Here is a 17592-nt window from a genome sequence, read left to right as displayed (position 1 = left end):
CGAGGACGCCGTGAGCACCAAGACTGAGACCGCAGCGGCCGACCGCCGCCTCGGCGAGGACCTGCTGGTCGCCACCGACCTGCAGAAGCACTTCCCCATCCGGCGCGGCCTGCTGCAGCGCCAGGTCGGCGCCGTGCAGGCGGTCGACGGCCTCACCTTCTCGGTGAAGCGGGGCGAGACGCTGTCGCTGGTCGGCGAGTCCGGTTGCGGCAAGACGACCACCGGCAGGCTGCTGACCAGGCTCATCGAGCCGACCGGCGGCAAGGTCACCCTGGACGGCCGCGACATCACGCACCTGTCCAGCGGGGCCATGCGCCCGCTGCGCCGCGACATCCAGATGATCTTCCAGGACCCGTACGGCTCGCTGAACCCCAGGCACACCGTCGGCGCCATCATCGGTGCCCCGTTCCGCCTGCAGAAGGTGAAGACCGAGCACGGCGTCAAGCGCGCGGTGCAGGAGCTGCTGGAGCTGGTCGGGCTCAGCCCCGAGCACTACAACCGCTACCCGCACGAGTTCTCCGGCGGCCAGCGCCAGCGCATCGGCATCGCCCGCACGCTCGCCCTGCGCCCCAAGGTCATCGTCGCCGACGAGCCGGTGTCCGCGCTGGACGTCTCCATCCAGGCCCAGGTCGTCAACCTGATGGAAGACCTGCAGAACGAGTTCGACCTGACCTACGTGATCATCGCCCACGACCTGTCGGTGGTCAGGCACGTGTCGGACCGGGTCGCGGTCATGTACCTGGGCAAGATCATGGAACTCGCCGACCGGACCTCGCTGTACGAGCGCCCCATGCACCCGTACACGGTGGCCCTGCTGTCCGCGGTCCCCATCCCGGACACCGCGCGCCGCGACAACCGGGAACGCATCCGCCTCACCGGCGACGTGCCCAGCCCGATCAACCCGCCGTCCGGCTGCCGGTTCCACACCCGGTGCTGGAAGGCGCAAGAGGTCTGCAAGACCACCGAGCCGCCACTGGCCGAGCTCGCCCCGGGACACCAGGCCGCGTGCCACTTCCCGGAGAACACCACCAAGCTGACCATCGACCCCACGGGGTCGGCTGCTTGAGTCCGATGTGGACGGGGCCTGCGCCGGAGACGGCGCGGGCCCCGTTCGCGTTCTACCGCTCCTCCCACCGCCAGGGGGGCGATGCCTTGCCGGAAGGTTCGCGGCCGTAGGGGAAGTCCTCGCGGTGGACTTCGGCGAAGACCCAGTAGTAGCCGCTGTTGGCGGCCTTGACCAGCATGTCCTCGGCCAACTCCGGTAGGCCGATCGCCAGCAGGGCCGCCGCTGTGTTGCGAGCCATCTTGCCCACCGCGTCGGCGTCGGTGACCACTCTCGTGGCAAACCTCTTGGCGAGGGCAGGCTCGCCCAGTTCGGTGAGGATGTGCAGGAGTTCGGCTGCGGAGTACTTGAGGCTGAACCGGTCGAAGCCGTCCGGGAAGGCGATCGGGTCGCGCTCCGACAACCGCCTCCGCAGGTCGGGGAAACCGTGCTCACCAAAGGCTTTCAGCAGGGTCGCCACGGTGTCGGGATCCGCGAGGTCGCACTCCTGCGCCATCCGCGTTGCCAGGGTCGTCGCTTCCTCGGTGTGCCCGGCCTCGACCAGCAAGTCGAGCAGCTTCGTCAGGTTCCACACGCCGAACAGCTCGGCCTGGGTCGCGGTGATCTCCAACGTGGCCGCCACACCGGCGAACTGCGCCACCTGACCGGTGTCACGCGCATACTCCAGCAGCCGGACGAGGTGGCCTGCACCGAGACCGGTGAGCGCCGGGCCGCAGCCGAGCACAGCGGCGACTTCCGCGGCGAGCCCGTTGGTCTCCAGGTCACTCAGCAGTCTGATGAGGACATTCGGGTTGGTCAGCTCGCGCGCGGCGGAAACCAGGCGGGCGCCGAGATCGACCCGCTGGGCCGGGTCCGCGTCGGTGAGTCGCCTGAGGAACCAGTGCAGGACCGTGGTGTTGTCGAGGTCCAGGTCGATGTCATCCGGGGGCTCGGGCAGGCGCGCGACAACGCTGTCGTCGCAGCTCATCTCGACCGCGACGTCCCGCAACCGCAGTGGCCACTCCGGCGGCCGCTCGGGGACGAGGCGGTGGAGGCGGTCCAGCAGGTGCGCCAAGGGTTCCTCGGCGTCCACCTCCGCGAAGTGGTTCAGCACCAGGCAGGTCTGGGAGTCGTTGGCGATGTCGACGCGGTTGGCGACGTCGAGTGCGGCGATGTCATCCGCCCCGAGGAGAACGCAGCTTTCCCGCAGGCCGATCGGATTCGCCTGTCGTACGACCTGTAGTGCGGCCTCGTGCCACCAGTCCTCGTCGGCCAGCGGGCGGCTCGCCAGCAGGACGTCGTGGTCGGACCCCGACCCCAGACACCGCTGGGCCAGCGACCGGGCTTGGCCGACAGCGGATTCTCCGACGCGCATCAGCGCGTAGATCAGGTCGCACACCCTGCGCGGCTTGGACAGTCGGGTGTTGGCCACCAAGTCGCGGTCGAGCAGGGCGTCGACCGCGTCCTGGAATCCCCGCCGCGTCGCGTAGTCGAGGATCTCCGCAGTCACGACGGCGTCGGCCAACGGGATCTCTTGGGCAGCACGGAGCACGAGAGCGGACTCCGACTCGACATCGCCCACGTGGTGGAGAGTGTCCGCCAGTTGTCGCAAACCCTTGCCTTCGACCGGGAAATAGGCAGCCAGCCATTCGCGCGCCCTTGCCGCACCCGCTGGGTCGACTCGCTTGACAAGCCCGGGCAAGCGATAGGCGTCTTCGGGCGCACCCCCGAGCACTGCCTCCCGCAGCAACCGCACCGCCACTCGGTACAGGCCGCGCGATTGTGCCGCCCACGCCAACCGTGCCGTGTCGGACGGCGTGAGATGTCCGTTGGCTGCCCAGAACCTCGCTGGCGGTAAGGCCGCTCGGCGCTCGGTGGCACCGAGTTCCTCCAGGTGGGGAGCGAGGCGGACGTACTCGTCGTTGTCGGGGTCAAGCATGAGCGGACCCAGCACGCCACGCGCAGGCTCGGTTGCGGTGTCCAGTGCCGCCCGGAACCACTCCTCGGACTGCCGCGCCAAGTTCCACTGGGCGGGCGACAGGTAGCCGGGACCAGCCGCCTCCAGGAAAGCGACCGGGATGTCCTCACCGACGCCCAAGCGACGCGCATCGATCGCGGCCCAGAGCAACGCCCGCACCTCGGGTGTGGCGTTGCGGTAGCGCTCGACCAGCACCGGGATACCCGCCAGGTACTGGGTGATCTCGTGGTCGGTGGCCTCCGCGACCGCGCGGGCGATGCGGGGATCGCGCTGGGCGGCGGTGCGCAGGGCACTCGGGTCCAGCGGGCTGAACGCGGCGGGTACCGGGATGGTGCGCGCCCGGAGCAGGTCCCGGGTGTGGAAGCTCGGGTCCTCGCCGTCGTGGCGGGCCTCGGCGGTGAGGGCTGCCCAGCGGTCCGGCCACAAGGTGCCCAGGACGAGCACCGGGGCGGCGGACTGGTCGGCGAGCAGTTCGGCCAGCCGGGCGGCGGTCTCCGGGTGGTGCAGGTAGCGCTGCGCCTCGTTCAGCCAGATGACGGTGTTCGGCCGGACCTGGCGCAGGCCCGCCACCAACGCCTGCCCGGGGTCGGCGCCGCTGGGGTGCCACACGAGCCAGTCGTCCAACTCGCGCACGGCTTCCCAGCAGGCGCGGGTCTTCCCGGTTCCCGGGTCCCCGACGAGCACCGCGATCTTGTTCTGACCACCGACCGCCGCTCGGACGACCTCGGCCAGGTCCTCGTCGTGCCGCCTGCGCACGTACGACGGCAGCGGCGAGTCGACCCCGGCCCGCCGCCCGGGGTCGATGGCGGGCCGAACCCCGAGGAGCAGGGGATCCACCGCGTACTCGGCCACCGGCTTGCCGACGACGTCATCCAGCAGGTTCCTGCGCGCCCGCGCGGCCTGTGCGGCGACCCGCGTCTGCTCGGTGACGGCGGCACGGTGCCGTTCGTAGGCCGCGCGCCACGTGCTCTCGTCGAGGTCGACCTTGAGGGTGATCCCGTGCTGCTCGGCCACCTGCCGCACCATCGCCACCACGGCGAGGATGTCGTCCAGCCGGTCGGGGAACACCTTCTCGCGCAGCCACGCCGCGATGGTGCTCGAGCTGCGTTCGATCTTGTCCGCGAGGTCGTTCTGGCTCACGTACCCCTTCAACGGGCCGGTGACGGCAGTGTTGAGGTGCCCGGCCAGCGCGAAGTAGTTGATCTCCACCTGTCCACCCTAGCGGGGTCAGGTGCTGGACACCGCCGACTGGACAGCACGGTATCCGCTGGTCAGTGCCAATTTCCTCGGCGGTTGTAGCCGGACACCCCGGGTGGACGGAGAGCCTTCGGCCATGACAACCGAACAGGTTCTGCTGCTGCTCCTGGTCACCGCCGTGGCGACGGTCGTCGCGGTGGTGGCGGGCTTCGTCGCGAGGCTCGAGGGGAAGTCGATCGCCACCTGCCTCACCATCGCGGGTGGGGCGTGGGCCACCACGGTGCTCGTCGCCTACACGGTGATCGGCAGCTACCGGTGATCCCCACTGAGCGCCGGGTGTCCACTCAGGACACCCGGCGCCCGTGGGTCGCGTCTTACCGCAGGGCGCGGTTCACGGCCGAGACGACCGCGCGCAGCGAGGCCGTGACGATGGAGCTGTCCACGGCCACGCCCCACAGGACCTTCTCCCCGACCGCGCACTCGACGTACGCCGCCGCCCGCGCGTCGTCGCCGGAGGTGAGGGCGTGCTCCGAGTAGTCCAGCACCCGCACGTCGTACCCGACCGAGGCGATGGCGTCGACGAAGGCCGCGATGGGCCCGTTGCCCGCGCCCCGCACGTCGTGCGCGTCGCCCTCGGCCTCGACGACCGCCGTGATCTCGTCGCGGCCCTCGCCGTCGTCGGAGATGCTGTGGCGGCGCAGGCGCAGCGGCGACACCCGGTCCAGGTACTCGGTGGCGAAGACGTCCCACATCTCCTTGGGCGTCACCTCGCCGCCCTCGCTGTCGGTCACGGCCTGGATGACCTGGGAGAACTCGATCTGCAGGCGGCGCGGCAGCTTGAGCTGGTGCTCGGTCTTCATCACGTAGGCGACGCCGCCCTTGCCCGACTGCGAGTTGACCCGGATGACCGCCTCGTAGGAGCGGCCGACGTCCTTCGGGTCGATCGGCAGGTACGGGACCTCCCAGTCGTGCTGGTCGATCGGCACCCCGGCCGCGGTCGCGGACACCGCCAGCGCGTCCAGGCCCTTGTTGATGGCGTCCTGGTGGCTGCCGGAGAACGCGGTGAAGACCAGGTCGCCGCCCCACGGGTGGCGCTCGGCGACCGGCAGCTGGTTGCAGTACTCGACCGTGCGGCGGATCTCGTCGATGTCGGAGAAGTCAATCTGCGGGTCGATGCCCTGGCTGAACAGGTTCATCCCCAGGGTGACCAGGTCGACGTTGCCGGTGCGCTCGCCGTTGCCGAACAGGCAGCCCTCGATGCGGTCGGCCCCGGCCAGGTAGCCCAGCTCGGCGGCGGCGACCCCGGTGCCCCGGTCGTTGTGCGGGTGCAGGCTCAGGATCAGCGACTCGCGGTTGGGCAGGTTGCGGTGCATCCACTCGATCGAGTCGGCGTAGACGTTCGGGGTGGCCATCTCGACGGTCGCGGGCAGGTTGACGATCATCGGCCGGTCCGGGGTCGGCTGCCACACGTCGGCGACCGCGGCGCACACCTCGACCGCGTAGGACAGCTCGGTGCCGGTGTAGGACTCGGGGGAGTACTCGAACCGGAAGTCGGTCTCGCCGTACTTCTCGGCGAAGGCCAGCACGGTCTCCGCGCCGTCGGTCGCGATCTTCTTGATGCCCGCGCGGTCCGAGCGGAACACCACCCGCCGCTGCAGGATCGAGGTCGAGTTGTACAGGTGGACGACGGCGCTGTGCGCGCCTTCCAGCGCCTCGAAGGTCCGCTCGATCAGCTCGGGGCGGGCCTGGGTCAGCACCTGCACCCGGACGTCCTCCGGTACCGCGCCCTCGGCGATGATCTCGCGCACGAAGTCGAAGTCGGTCTGGCTCGCGGCCGGGAAGCCGACCTCGATCTCCTTGTACCCCATGCGCACCAGCAGGTCGAACATCCGGCGCTTGCGGGCGGGCGACATCGGGTCGATCAGCGCCTGGTTGCCGTCGCGCAGGTCGACCGCGCACCACAGCGGGGCGGCGGTGATCCGCTTCGACGGCCAGGTGCGGTCGGGCAGGTCCACCGGCTCGACCAGCTCGTGGAACGGGCGGTAGCGGTGCACCGGCATGGCGGAGCCGCGCTGGGTGTTCCAGGCGGGCTGCTCGGCGGGGGCCGGGCGGGTGGGGGTGCGCAGGCGGCTGGGGCCGTTCGCCATCGAGTCTGGGGTGCTCATCGCTAGGGGTTCTCCGGGTTCGACGGTGGGTGTCGACCGGCGCAACGCCGAACTCCGCGACGGGGAGCCGGTCTGGTCAGACCCCGTCGCGGCGGAGAAGCAGGAGAGCGTGAGCCACGCCGCCAGCCTAACCACATCCGCGCTACCGTGTGGAATCCACGGTCCACATCGTGGGCGCGCGCGGGGTTGGGCCGTTCGGAGTAGTTACAGGTGTCCTGGTCAGGGGCACTTTCCAGGCATGGTTACTCGTAGATGGCACGGCACCAGCACCCGCGGGTCCGCTGCTCGGATCGTCACCGCAATCGGCGCGATCTTCGCGATCATCGAGGTCGTCTACATCTTGCTGGTCGTCCTCGGCGCCAACGCGGGGAACGCGTTCGTGCGGTTCATCGCCTCGCTGGCCGAACCGCTCGCCCTGTTCTTCCCCGGTCTCTTCCCGATCGCCAACCCCACCCTCGCGGTGATCGTCAACTATGGACTGGCGGCCGTGTTCTGGCTCGTCGTCGCCGGGTTCATCGCCCGGTTGCTCCGCTGACCGAGGTGTCCGGCCAGGACACCCGACAGCGCCACCACGTGTGGTCGCGCACTGTCGGGGTCCTGGCTGGCGTCGTCCGGTGGGTGGGGCTCATCGCCGCGGCGATCCTGGTCGCGCACGTCGTGTTGGTGATGGCGGACGCCTCCAGGGCCAACCCGCTCACCGCCGAGGTGCGCGGTGTCGCCGGGGTGTTGGCGCTCGCCTTCAAGTCCCTGTTCACCCTGGAGGACACCAAACTCGGTGTGCTCCTCAACTACGGCATCGCGGCGGTGTTCTGGCTCGTGGCGTCCTCTGTGGTCGCCAAGCTCATCCGTCGACTCCGAACGGCTCGCCCCACCGACCGGTGAACGCCGTGCCCGAGATCGGGTTGCGTTGCCGGGGCGCGGTTTCGCGAGCCGCTTCTCCTCAGGTAGCAACTCCGGCGAGCCCAGGACCCCAACGGCGATAGCGGTAAGAGGTCGGATCGAGTCCGGTAGTCCGAACTCCACCGAGACGCCCGCGGTGTCGAAACCGGCCATCTGATGCGCGACCAAGCCTTCAGCCACGGCCTGCAAGACAAGGTTCTGGGCAGCCAGCCCCACTCCGTACTCGGCGTAGGGGACCTCGCCCTTCTCGTTCGAGGTCTCCGCGCACGCCACGAACAGCGCACCCGCGTTGCGCGCCCAGTTCTGGTTGCCCGGGACTAGGAGCGCCAGGATTCGATCGAACGTGTCGGTGCCGCGCGGCCCGACCAGGAACCGGGCGGGCTGGGTGTTGCCGTAAGAGGGCGCCCACCGCGCGGCCTCCAGAAGGCGGTGCAGCGCCTCTTTCGTTACCACGCCGTCCGGGTCGAGCGAGCGGGGGCTCCAGCGATCCCTGATCAGGGGATGCAGCTCGTCAAATCGCATAACCCCACGCTGTCACAGCGTAGGCACCGAACCACGACCCGGTCAGCACGAACGCCGCCGATACGGCCACCGCCGTCGAGGGACGCCGTTTCGCCAGGGCCAACGCGATGGGTACGAGCAACGCGATCGCGGGCACCATCAGCCGCACCTTGGAGTTCATCAAGCCGTTCGAGCAGAGGTCCATCACCAGCACCCCGGCGGTGTAGACCAGCAGCGGCCACTCCACCCGGCGCCGGACACCGATCGCCAACAGCGCCAACGCGCCCACGATCAGCCCGACCGTCGCCACCTCCAGCACCGACCGGCCGTCGGCCAGCACGTCCACGCTGAACTTCACCGTCGCCGCGCCGCCGTCGAACCCGGAGTCCCAGCCGCGCTCCTGCAACGCGAACCAGCCGTCCCACTCCCCGGTGCGCACGCCGACCCAGGCCAGGTACAGCACCAGCCCGAACGGGGCGATCGCCGCGCCGACCCACGGCCGCCACCCGTCCTGCCGCCGGGTGATCGCCACCAGCGCCGCGAGCCCGACCGCCAGCACCAGCGCCGCCGCGGTCGGCCGCACCAGCCCGGCCACCGCGCACGCGAGCCCGGCCGCCAGCCACTGCCGCCGCAGCACGAACACCAGCGCCCAGATCGCGAACGCGCAGAACATCGCCTCCGAGTACGCCATCGACAGCACGATCGACAGCGGCGACCCGGCGAACAGCGCCACCAGGATCAAGCCCACCCGGCGCGACCCACCGCGGATGATCGTCCCCAGCCGGGTCAGCCCGTAGGCGCACACCACGCCGAACGCGATCGTCACCGCCAACGCCGACGGCACCAGCCGGAAGCCCAGGTCGTGCACCCAGCCGACCAGTGTCGGGTACCCGGGGAAGAACGCCAGCGGCGTCTCCGCGCTGCGCTTGCCGAACGCGTCGACCAGGTTCCCCGGCACCCCCGCGTACCCGTTGGCCGCGATGGACAGGAACCACTGCCCGTCCCACGACCGCAGCGCGTCACCGGCCGAGGACCCGTTGCGCCCGGCCATCCAGCTCAGCGCCAGCAGCCCCACCTCGCGCACACCGAGGAAGACCAGCGCGGGGGCGAGCAACCGCAGCAGGCGGGGCGGGGTGACCCGGTCCCGCCAACCCGGCCCCCGCTCGGCGGTCTCGGGCTCATCGACATCGGCCTCGACGGCCGTGCTGCTCACGTCCGTGGCGGACACCGGCGATCCTCCCCGACTCACTGGCTCGGCGTGCTCACAGTAGTCGCACCGCCCGAGCAGTGGCGGGGGCCACATGAGCGCCGAAAACCGCGTGATGGCGCAGGTACGCTCACCGGCACAGACGCAGTGCGACGCGCTCAGGGCCTCCCGGGAGCACGCGCACCGGCATGAGGAGGTTGCACGCAAGTGGCGCTCGTCGTCCAGAAGTACGGCGGATCCTCGCTCGAATCCGCCGACCGGATCAAACGCGTGGCCGAGCGCATCGTCGCCACACGCAAGGCGGGCAACGACGTGGTGGTGGTCTGCTCCGCCATGGGGGACACGACTGACGAGCTGCTCGACCTCGCCAAACAGGTCAACCCGGTGCCGCCGGGGCGCGAGATGGACATGCTGCTCACCGCCGGTGAGCGCATCTCCAACTCCCTGGTGGCGATGGCCATCAGCGCCCTGGGCGCCGAGGCGCGCTCCTTCTCCGGCTCGCAGGCAGGCGTCATCACCACCTCGACGCACGGCAAGGCCCGGATCATCGACGTCACCCCCAGCCGGGTGCGCGAGGCGCTCGACCAGGGCCACATCGTGCTGGTCGCGGGGTTCCAGGGTGTCAGCCAGGACACCAAGGACGTGACCACGCTGGGCCGCGGCGGCTCGGACACCACCGCCGTCGCGCTCGCCGCCGCCCTCAACGCCGACGTCTGCGAGATCTACACCGACGTGGACGGCGTCTACTCAGCCGACCCGAGGATCGTCCCGGACGCCAAGAAGCTCGACCGGGTCACCTACGAGGAGATGCTGGAGATGGCCGCCAGCGGGGCCAAGGTGCTCATGCTGCGCTGCGTCGAGTACGCCCGCCGCTACGGCGTGCCCATCCATGTCCGTTCGTCGTACAGCACCAAGCCGGGGACGATCGTCTCCGGGTCAATGGAGGACTTGACCGTGGAACAGGCGATGATCACCGGCGTCGCGCACGACCGGTCCGAGGCCAAGGTGACCGTGGTCGGCGTGCCCGACACCGCCGGGGTGGCGGCGCGGATCTTCCGCACGGTGGCCGACACCGAGATCGACATCGACATGGTCCTGCAGAACGTGTCCAGCACCGTGTCCGGCAAGACCGACATCACCTTCACCCTGTCCAAGAGCAACGGCCCGACCGCGGTCGCCGCGCTGGAGAAGATCCGCGAGGAGCTCGGCTTCACCCAGGTGCTCTACGACGACCACGTGGGCAAGGTGTCGCTGGTCGGCGCGGGCATGCGCTCGCACCCCGGGGTCACGGCGACTTTCTGTGAGGCCCTTGCCAAGGCGGGGGTCAACATCGAGATCATCAACACCTCGGAGATCCGCATCTCCGTGCTGATCCGCGACACCCAGCTCGACGAAGCGGTGCGCGCGATCCACCAGGCATTCGAGCTCGGCGGCGAGGAAGCCGCCGTCGTCTACGCGGGGAGTGGTCGTTGATGGCCGGACCTGTTCTCGCCCTGGTCGGCGCCACCGGTGCCGTGGGCACCGTGATGGTCGACATCATGAACGGCAGGAAGAGCTGGCCGTGGGGCGAGGTGCGGCTCATCGCCTCACCGCGCTCGGCGGGCAAGAAGATCACCGTGCGCGGCGAGGAGCTGACCGTGCTCGCGCTGGCGCCCGAGGTGTTCGACGGCGTCGACGTCGCGATGTTCGACGTGCCCGACGAGGTGTCGGCGCACTGGGCGCCCATCGCCGCCGAGCGCGGCGCGGTGGCCGTCGACAACTCCGGCGCGTTCCGGATGGACGACGAGGTGCCGCTGGTGGTGCCCGAGGTCAACAACGACAAGGTGGGCGCGCGGCCCAAGGGGATCATCTCCAACCCCAACTGCACCACCCTGTCGATGATGGCCTCGCTCGGCGCGCTGCACCGCGAGTTCGAGCTGAAGGAACTGGTCGTCGCCTCCTACCAGGCGGCGTCCGGCGCGGGCCAGGACGGCATCGACCGGCTCTACGCCGAGTACGCCGCCGTCGCTGGCAAGGAGGTCGGCAACCGCGCTGGCGACGTCCGCGAGGCGCTGGCCGCGGCCGGGCTGTCGCAGGACGACTCGCCGTTCCCGGCCCCGCTCGCCCTCAACGTCGTGCCGTGGGCGGGCTCGCTCAAGGCCGACGGTTGGGCCAGCGAGGAGCTCAAGGTCCGCAACGAGGCCCGCAAGATCCTCGGCATCCCGGACCTGAAGGTGTCGGCGACCTGCGTGCGCGTCCCGGTCGTGACGACCCACTCGCTCGCCGTCCACGCCACCTTCGCCCGCCCGGTCACCGTCGAGCAGGCGCACGCGATCTTCGCCGCCCAGCCCTCGATCGTCCTGGTCGACGACCCGGCGAACGGGCAGTTCCCGACCCCCGCGGATGTCGTCGGCGGCGACCCGACCTACGTCGGCCGGGTCCGCCAGGCGCTGGACTTCCCGAACACGCTCGACTTCTTCGTGTGCGGCGACAACCTGCGCAAGGGTGCCGCCCTCAACACCTACGAGATCGCCGAGACCCTCGCGAAGACCTTCTGATCGTCGACGCCCGACCGGCCGGTGTCAGACGGGGAATCCCCCCGTCCGGCACCGGCCGTCGTCATCTCCTCGGTGTCGGCTGAGGGAACGGGGGCATCGTGGTTGTCGGCGCGCTGCTGTTGGTCATCCCGCTCGCGGGCGTCTGGCTCGGGATCGGCCGGATCAGGGCGGGGCAGCGGGCCGCTGTCCTGTTCACCGTTGGCTGCGCGGTGTTCGCGGCGTCCTGGGTGGTCTTCCTGCTGGCCCGGTTCGGCCTGTGGCGCTCGACCGGTGCCCCCGAGAACCTGCTGGAGCAGTTCGTCGGCTTCCTGCCCGACCTGGTGCCCGCCACCGCGGCGCTCGGCGTCGGGCTCATCGTGCTGGCCCACCTCACCGCCACCGGGCCGCTTGCCGCTCGGTCCGATCCAGATCGCCGCCGTCCGTGGCTGGTCGCCGGTGCTGCCGCCGTGGCCGTGGTCGGGATGGGGTTCGTCGCCGCTGCCCTGCCCGCCCGCGTGCCGGACCCGACGCTGGTGTCCGGCGTGGCGGTGCGCGTCGACCACGACCGCGGGGTGTTCGGCTTCGTCAGGGACGGCGGCGGCGTGGCGGTCGAGTACCCGCTCGACAACCCGATGTGGGTCGACCGGACCGGGCAGAAGCACGTCGGCGGCAGGCCGGAGTGCCTGACCGGCGACGGCGCGGTGTCGCGGGCGGTCGAGCTGGCCCTGGTCGACATCCGCGGCGTGCCGGAGTCAGGGTTTGGCAACCTCCGCCTGGTGCTGTCCGTCCGCTGCCTCGACTGAGTCAGCTGTCCCGAGTGGACCGGTGCGCCTGCTGGACCTGCCTGCCAGGGCGGCGACCACGGCGACGAGCACCCCGCCAACACCGGCCGCGGCGAACCCCCAGGCCGGTGAGGTGTGGTCGACCACGAAGCCGATCGTCGGGGCGCCGAGCGACGCCCCCAGGGTGAACGCGGAGCTCTGCAGGCCGGTCGCCGCGCCGCGCATGGACACCGGGGCCAGCCGGGCCACCTCCTCGCCCGTGGTGGCGATCGTCGGCGCGCACAGGGCGCTGCTGGGCACCAGGGCGAGCGCGAGCAGCCACCACTCGCCGATGAAGAACGCCGCCGGGATGGTCAGCAGCCCCATCAGGCCCATCAGCACGACCTGCGGCAGCGACCGCCGCACCGCGCCGTGCACCAGCCCGCCCGCGGCCGACGCGGTGCAGATGACGATCACCAGCAGCCCGGTCCAGTCCAGCTGCCCGCTCTCGCGCAGCGCCGCGACCATGGTCACGTCCGTGCCCGCCAGCACGAACACCGCGCCGCCGCCGACCAGCAGCACCCCGATGAACCGGGGCGTCAGCCACTCCTTGCGCGGTATCCGCTCCGTGTCCGCCCGCTCGTGGTCGGCCCGCACCCTGGGGTTGAACGCCACGATGAGCAGGCCGACGACCAGCACCGAGCAGCCGAGCGCCGTGGTGGCCGCCTGCGGGGAGAGCTGGGTGGCCAGCAGCACCGCGACCGCGGGGCCGACCATGTAGCTGAGCTCGACCGAGATCGAGTCGAGCGAGAACGCCGTGCGCCGCAGCTCCTCCGGCACCATCGCGGCGATGGCCTGCCTGGCGATCGACATCGTCGGCAGCGCGAGCAGCCCGCCGAAGAACGCCGTGCCGAGCAGCACCGGGTACGACATGAACCGGGCGCTGAGCCAGAAGCCGCCCTCGCACAGGGTGGCCAACAACACCATCGGCCGCAGGCCGAACCGGTCGACGACGTGGCCCATCAGCGGGGCGCCGACCGCGACCCCGACCAGGCTCGCCGCGCCGACCAGCCCCGCGGCGCCGTAGCTGCCGCCGAGGCCGACCGCCACGAGCAGGGTGAACACCATCGAGGTCGCGGCGAGCGGGATGCGGGCGAAGAGCATCAACACCATCAGCGCGCGAACGCCCGGTAGGCCGAGCATCCGGCGGTACTGCTGCATGCCCCGATGGCACCCGAGTCCACCCGGCGGGTCAACCCATTAACCACTACGGTGGCTTTTCTGGACTAACTCCAGAAAAGGGGACACCATGACCGCCCAGCGACCCACCACGAACAACGTCGGCATCCCGGTCGGTAGCGACAACGACTCGCTGACCCTCGGCGCCAACGGCCCGATCCTGCTCCAAGACCACTACCTGATCGAGAAGAACGCCCAGTTCAACCGCGAGCGGGTCCCCGAACGCGTCGTGCACGCCAAGGGCGGCGGCGCCTTCGGGTTCCTCGAGGTCACCGAGGACGTCAGCCAGTTCACCAAGGCCGCGGTGTTCCAGCCGGGCACCCGCACCGAGAGCCTCATCCGGTTCTCCTCGGTCGCGGGGGAGAGCGGCTCGCCGGACACCTGGCGCGACCCGCGCGGCTTCGCGGTGAAGCTCTACACCTCGCAGGGCAACTACGACCTGGTCGGCAACAACACCCCGGTCTTCTTCATCCGCGACCCGATCAAGTTCCCCGACTTCATCCGCTCGCAGAAGCGCCGCGCCGACAACCACCTGCGCGACGCCGACATGCAGTGGGACTTCTGGACCCTGCGGCCCGAGTCCGCGCACCAGGTGACCTGGCTGATGGGCGACCGCGGCATCCCGTCGAACTGGCGCGAGATGAACGGCTACGGCTCGCACACCTACCTGTGGGAGAACGCGGGCGGCGAGAAGTTCTGGGTCAAGTACCACTTCAAGACCGACCAGGGCATCGGCTACCTCGCCCAGGCCGACGCCGACAAGCTCGCAGGCGACGACGCCGACCACTACATCCGCGACCTGTTCACCTCGATCAAGTCCGGCAACCACCCCAGCTGGACCCTGCACGTGCAGGTCATGCCGTACGAGGACGCCGCCGACTACCGGTTCAACCCGTTCGACCTGACCAAGGTGTGGTCGCACGCCGACTACCCGCTGATCAAGGTCGGCCGGTACGTGCTGGACCGCAACCCGGAGAACTACTTCGCCCAGATCGAGCAGGCCGCGTTCGAGCCGTCGAACCTGGTGGCGGGCATCGGCCCCTCTCCGGACAAGATGCTGCAAGGGCGCCTCTTCGCCTACCCGGACGCGCACCGCTACCGCATCGGGGCGAACTACAGCCAGCTCCCGGTCAACGCGGCGAAGTCCCCGGTGAACAGCTACGCCAAGGACGGCGCCATGCGCTACGCCAACCCGGCAGACCCCGTGTACGCCCCGAACTCTTACGGCGGCCCGCACGCTGACGCTGCCTACGCGGGCGAGACCGTGTCGACCTACGGCATCGAGGACGAGGTCATCCGCTCGGCGTACAAGCTGCACAGCGAGGACGACGACTGGGGGCAGCCGGGCGCCCTCGTGCGCGACGTCATGGACGACGCGCAGCGCGAGCGGCTCGCGGCCAACATCGTCGGCCACGCCTCCGCCGACGTGAGCGGGCCGGTCCTAGAGCGCGTGATCCAGTACTGGCGCAATGTCGACAAGAACCTCGGCGACAAGGTCGCCACTGGGCTGAACGGGTAGGGCTGTCAGCCCCAACCGGTACCGCGGAGCCCGATCTGTCACCCGACAGGTCGGGTTCCGCCGCAATCGGCCCCGATCGGGCTACGACCGCCCTTCGGTCGGGGCGGGCCGGTCCGAACCTCTCGGCCGCGGCAACGCAGTGTCATGGTATGGCCACCCCCAGTCACCCGACGTCTCGGAACGTGAATCGCACTCCGCTCACGCTCTGAGTGATCAAAAAAGCATTTCCCGATTCAGCGATGGTTCTCGTCGGATTTCCCCGGTACTGACTTGATAGTCCACACGGACAACCGACAAGGAGAATCTCGATGAACAAGATCGCTCGCTTCGTCGCCGCGGCAGTCTCGGGTTCTGTTCTCGCCCTCGGTAGTGCCGGATTGGCACAGGCTGAAACAGCCACGATCTCCTCGGCCTCCGTCGAGCGCATCGCCACGGCCGACAGCGCGCTGCTGACGGCCGTCACCAACGAAGACCTCGCAGGCGTCCAGGTAGCCTTCGCCGACCTCCGCTCGTCGCTGGCCCAGTCCGGTGACGAGACAGCTCTCAAGCTCGACGCCGCACTCGGCGAGTTGCAGGGCATCGTGCCCGGGCTGCCGATTCCCGACCTCGGTGGCCTGACCGGCGGCTTGCCGGGCGGGCTCCCCGGTGGGCTCCCGGGCCTCAGCGGCCTGCAGGGCCTGATCAACACCGTGACCAACCTGCTGACCTCGCTGCTGGGCGGCCTCCCGCTCGGTGGCCTGACCGGTGGCCTGCCCGGCGTCGGTGGCGTGACCGGTGGCCTGCCCGGTCTCGGCGCGCTCACCGGCCTGCTGGGCGGCCTGCCGGTGGTGGGTGGCCTGACCGGTGGTCTGACCGGTGGTCTGCCGACCGGTCTGCCCGGCGGTGCCGGTGGCCTGCTCGGCGGCCTGACCAGCTCCATCCCGGGTGCGAGCCTGCTCACCGGTCTGCTCGGTGGCCTGCCGCTCGTCGGTGGCCTGCTGGGTCACTGACCGACCCGCTAGTACTACTGGTGTGCCGATAGTGGCACGGAGAGCCGGTAATCCGATCCCGCTCGGATCGGGTTACCGGCCCTTTATTTCACGCCCTTCGGAAAAGAGCGCGGCGGCGGGTGAATTTTCGCCGCTATTGGTGCATCAGGGCGCGGTGGAATGCCAGTGCGAGGCGTACGCGGCGGCCTCCGCGGTCAGCCACGCGTCCAGGTTGTCGACATTGGTGTTGCGCGCCAGCCGGTATTCCCTGGCCCGGCGCAGGTCCACCACCAGCGGCTCGGCGCCTGCCAGCAGGTCGTCGGCGCAGACCGCCAGCACCCGCAGCGCCGCGTTCGCCCCGTCCCTGGTCAAGGGCGCTTCCTTGAGGTGGAACAGCACGACCTGCAGCCCGCCGGAGCGCCCCCGCGCGGCCAGGTGCGGCGCCACCGTCAACTCCACGCCGCCGACCCGCAGCACCGTCGCGCCGCAGTCCACCGCCGCCAGCCTGGCCTTGCGCCACCAGGCGAGGAAGCCCGCCGCGACCTCCTCGTACGCCCGCGGCTGGCCGGTCAACTCCGCCGCCTCGACGGCCTCCGCCAAGACCGCGGCCGGGTCCTCGGCACGCGCCGCCACCTCGATCGCGGCGAGGATCGGCTGGTAGAACACCCGGCCGAAGTGGTCGGGAACGCCTTCGCGCTCGTGCGCCGACACCACGATCTCGGTGCGCCTGGCCCGACCGCCAGCCGCGTACTCCGCGAACGCCGTCGCGCTCGTCACCACCGTCTTGGCCTGTCCGTCCACCCGCTGTGCCGTCGTGCCCATCGCGGCTCTCCCTCGGTCGGTGTCGATCTCCATCCTACCGCCGGGGTATGACACAAGTGTTCGAATCGTGCGGCCTGACCTGGGCGGATCCAGCCGCTCGGCGGGCTAGGGCGACTCCTGGAACGAGTCGACCACCTTCGCGAGCGCGGGCCCGGCGGTGTCCTTGCGCGCGGCCAGCGTCCAGGTCATCAGGTGGTAGTACCGGCGGTCGCCCTCGACCAGGGTGAACCAGAACACGCACGGCTCGCCGTCGAAGGTTCCCGTGACCTCGTAGCGCGCCCCCGACAGCCCGCCGACCCGGATCGGCTCCCGCTCGCCGACCCTGGTGGCCTCCGAGGGCAGGTCCGCCATCAGCATGACGGCGCTGTCCTCGTAGTCGGCGAAGTCGTCGAAGTCGGACTTCTCGTCGGTGAACATCATCAGGTAGCGCTCTTGGAAGATCTGCCCGTAGGTCAGCGTGGCGCCCTCGGCCTGGTACTCGTCCGGCAGCTCTTCCCAGTCGACCGGGATGGTCAGCTTGCTGTGGCCGTCGGTGGCCGTGACGACCTTGGTCTGGCCGACCTCGCCACGGGCCGCGGGCGGGGCGTCCGGCGCGGTGTCGACCACCAGCCAGACCAGCGTCCCCGCCAGCACCGCGAGCACGGTCCCCAGCGCGATCCACAGCCACGGCCTGCGCCGCCGCGGCGGGATCGTCAGGGTGTAGCCGTGGCCCCCGACCGGCGGGACCCCGCCGTGGTGACCCGCCCAGGGTTGTTCGGACATCGCGACACCGCCCCC

The 17592-nt window shown here is 70.4% G+C and carries 15 protein-coding genes and 1 pseudogene; 9 read left to right on the top strand and 7 right to left on the bottom strand.

Going from position 1 to position 17592, the window contains the following annotated elements; genetic code table 11:
- Window positions 1-10 precede the first annotated feature (10 nt).
- Window positions 11-1066, top strand: coding sequence for an ABC transporter ATP-binding protein (locus CLV68_RS02230; protein ID WP_425454811.1), 1056 nt, complete (start codon window positions 11-13; stop codon window positions 1064-1066).
- A 52-nt stretch (window positions 1067-1118) separates the two neighbouring features.
- Here the strand turns inward: CLV68_RS02230 and CLV68_RS02225 are convergent, their stop codons facing one another.
- Window positions 1119-4229, bottom strand: a complete 3111-nt coding sequence (locus CLV68_RS02225; protein WP_121388941.1) for a hypothetical protein — start codon at window positions 4227-4229, stop codon at window positions 1119-1121.
- A gap of 124 nt (window positions 4230-4353) precedes the next feature.
- Here CLV68_RS02225 and CLV68_RS02220 point away from each other — a divergent pair, with 124 nt between their 5' ends.
- Window positions 4354-4536, top strand: a complete 183-nt coding sequence (locus tag CLV68_RS02220) for a hypothetical protein (protein WP_121388940.1) — start codon at window positions 4354-4356, stop codon at window positions 4534-4536.
- Between the two features lie 55 nt (window positions 4537-4591).
- On the opposite strand, the gene leuA is transcribed toward CLV68_RS02220, so the two are convergent.
- Window positions 4592-6382: a 2-isopropylmalate synthase gene (leuA, locus tag CLV68_RS02215; RefSeq protein WP_211346416.1), complete on the bottom strand. Its 1791-nt coding sequence runs from the start codon at window positions 6380-6382 to the stop codon at window positions 4592-4594.
- A 238-nt stretch (window positions 6383-6620) separates the two neighbouring features.
- Here leuA and CLV68_RS02210 point away from each other — a divergent pair, with 238 nt between their 5' ends.
- Together CLV68_RS02210 and CLV68_RS02205 are read left to right on the top strand one after the other, a co-directional pair.
- The gene (locus CLV68_RS02210) at window positions 6621-6917 is read left to right on the top strand and encodes a hypothetical protein (protein ID WP_092786154.1); all 297 of its coding nucleotides are present in this window, start codon (window positions 6621-6623) and stop codon (window positions 6915-6917) included.
- Between the two features lie 5 nt (window positions 6918-6922).
- A complete protein-coding gene (locus CLV68_RS02205; RefSeq protein WP_121388939.1) occupies window positions 6923-7264 on the top strand; it encodes a hypothetical protein in 342 nt (113 codons plus the stop codon).
- A 147-nt stretch (window positions 7265-7411) separates the two neighbouring features.
- On the opposite strand, the pseudogene CLV68_RS02200 reads toward CLV68_RS02205, so the two are convergent.
- Window positions 7412-7804: pseudogene (locus CLV68_RS02200) on the bottom strand (nitroreductase family protein); the annotation flags it as partial.
- Entirely contained in the window at window positions 7794-9011 is a 1218-nt protein-coding gene (locus CLV68_RS02195) for a glycosyltransferase family protein (RefSeq protein ID WP_246009633.1), read from the bottom strand. The gene CLV68_RS02195 and the pseudogene CLV68_RS02200, both read right to left, overlap by 11 nt.
- A 186-nt stretch (window positions 9012-9197) precedes the next feature.
- On the opposite strand from CLV68_RS02195, the gene CLV68_RS02190 reads away from it, so the two are divergent.
- The 3 genes from CLV68_RS02190 (at window position 9198) to CLV68_RS02180 (ending at window position 12309) form a co-directional block, all read left to right on the top strand.
- A complete protein-coding gene (locus tag CLV68_RS02190) occupies window positions 9198-10463 on the top strand; it encodes an aspartate kinase (RefSeq protein WP_092786160.1) in 1266 nt (421 codons plus the stop codon).
- Window positions 10463-11527 (top strand): aspartate-semialdehyde dehydrogenase, encoded by a 1065-nt coding sequence (locus tag CLV68_RS02185; RefSeq protein ID WP_121388938.1) that lies wholly within the window; start codon window positions 10463-10465, stop codon window positions 11525-11527. Before CLV68_RS02190 ends, CLV68_RS02185 begins: the two co-directional genes overlap by 1 nt.
- A 98-nt stretch (window positions 11528-11625) precedes the next feature.
- A complete protein-coding gene (locus tag CLV68_RS02180; protein ID WP_121388937.1) occupies window positions 11626-12309 on the top strand; it encodes a hypothetical protein in 684 nt (227 codons plus the stop codon).
- Here CLV68_RS02180 and CLV68_RS02175 read toward each other — a convergent pair.
- Complete coding sequence (locus tag CLV68_RS02175) at window positions 12259-13488, bottom strand: MFS transporter (RefSeq protein WP_121388936.1); 1230 nt, start codon at window positions 13486-13488, stop codon at window positions 12259-12261. The genes CLV68_RS02180 and CLV68_RS02175 overlap by 51 nt on opposite strands.
- Before the next feature lie 88 nt (window positions 13489-13576).
- Here CLV68_RS02175 and CLV68_RS02170 point away from each other — a divergent pair, with 88 nt between their 5' ends.
- Window positions 13577-15025 carry a catalase gene (locus CLV68_RS02170; protein WP_121388935.1) on the top strand — a complete coding sequence of 483 codons (1449 nt, stop codon included), beginning with the start codon at window positions 13577-13579 and terminating at the stop codon, window positions 15023-15025.
- A gap of 308 nt (window positions 15026-15333) precedes the next feature.
- Window positions 15334-16014 (top strand): hypothetical protein, encoded by a 681-nt coding sequence (locus tag CLV68_RS02165; protein ID WP_121388934.1) that lies wholly within the window; start codon window positions 15334-15336, stop codon window positions 16012-16014.
- A 144-nt stretch (window positions 16015-16158) separates the two neighbouring features.
- Here the strand turns inward: CLV68_RS02165 and CLV68_RS02160 are convergent, their stop codons facing one another.
- Together CLV68_RS02160 and CLV68_RS02155 are read right to left on the bottom strand one after the other, a co-directional pair.
- Complete coding sequence (locus CLV68_RS02160; RefSeq protein WP_121388933.1) at window positions 16159-16815, bottom strand: hypothetical protein; 657 nt, start codon at window positions 16813-16815, stop codon at window positions 16159-16161.
- A 105-nt stretch (window positions 16816-16920) separates the two neighbouring features.
- Complete coding sequence (locus tag CLV68_RS02155) at window positions 16921-17577, bottom strand: hypothetical protein (RefSeq protein WP_121388932.1); 657 nt, start codon at window positions 17575-17577, stop codon at window positions 16921-16923.
- Between the last annotated feature and the right edge of the window lie 15 nt (window positions 17578-17592).

Origin of the sequence: Actinokineospora cianjurensis, from assembly GCF_003663795.1 — a bacterium.
Taxonomy (GTDB): domain Bacteria; phylum Actinomycetota; class Actinomycetes; order Mycobacteriales; family Pseudonocardiaceae; genus Actinokineospora; species Actinokineospora terrae.
Note: the sequence above shows the minus strand (reverse complement) of the source record. Positions and strands in the feature narration are given on the sequence as shown.

Coding starts and splice junctions, on each gene's coding strand:
- CLV68_RS02220 (WP_121388940.1), top strand. CDS start 4,354: ATGACAACCGAACAGGTTCTGCTGCTGCTCCTGGTCACCGCCGTGGCG.
- CLV68_RS02165 (WP_121388934.1), top strand. CDS start 15,334: ATGAACAAGATCGCTCGCTTCGTCGCCGCGGCAGTCTCGGGTTCTGTT.
- CLV68_RS02175 (WP_121388936.1), bottom strand. CDS start 13,488: ATGCAGCAGTACCGCCGGATGCTCGGCCTACCGGGCGTTCGCGCGCTG.
- CLV68_RS02185 (WP_121388938.1), top strand. CDS start 10,463: ATGGCCGGACCTGTTCTCGCCCTGGTCGGCGCCACCGGTGCCGTGGGC.
- CLV68_RS02210 (WP_092786154.1), top strand. CDS start 6,621: ATGGTTACTCGTAGATGGCACGGCACCAGCACCCGCGGGTCCGCTGCT.
- CLV68_RS02160 (WP_121388933.1), bottom strand. CDS start 16,815: ATGGGCACGACGGCACAGCGGGTGGACGGACAGGCCAAGACGGTGGTG.
- leuA (WP_211346416.1), bottom strand. CDS start 6,382: ATGAGCACCCCAGACTCGATGGCGAACGGCCCCAGCCGCCTGCGCACC.
- CLV68_RS02170 (WP_121388935.1), top strand. CDS start 13,577: ATGACCGCCCAGCGACCCACCACGAACAACGTCGGCATCCCGGTCGGT.
- CLV68_RS02155 (WP_121388932.1), bottom strand. CDS start 17,577: ATGTCCGAACAACCCTGGGCGGGTCACCACGGCGGGGTCCCGCCGGTC.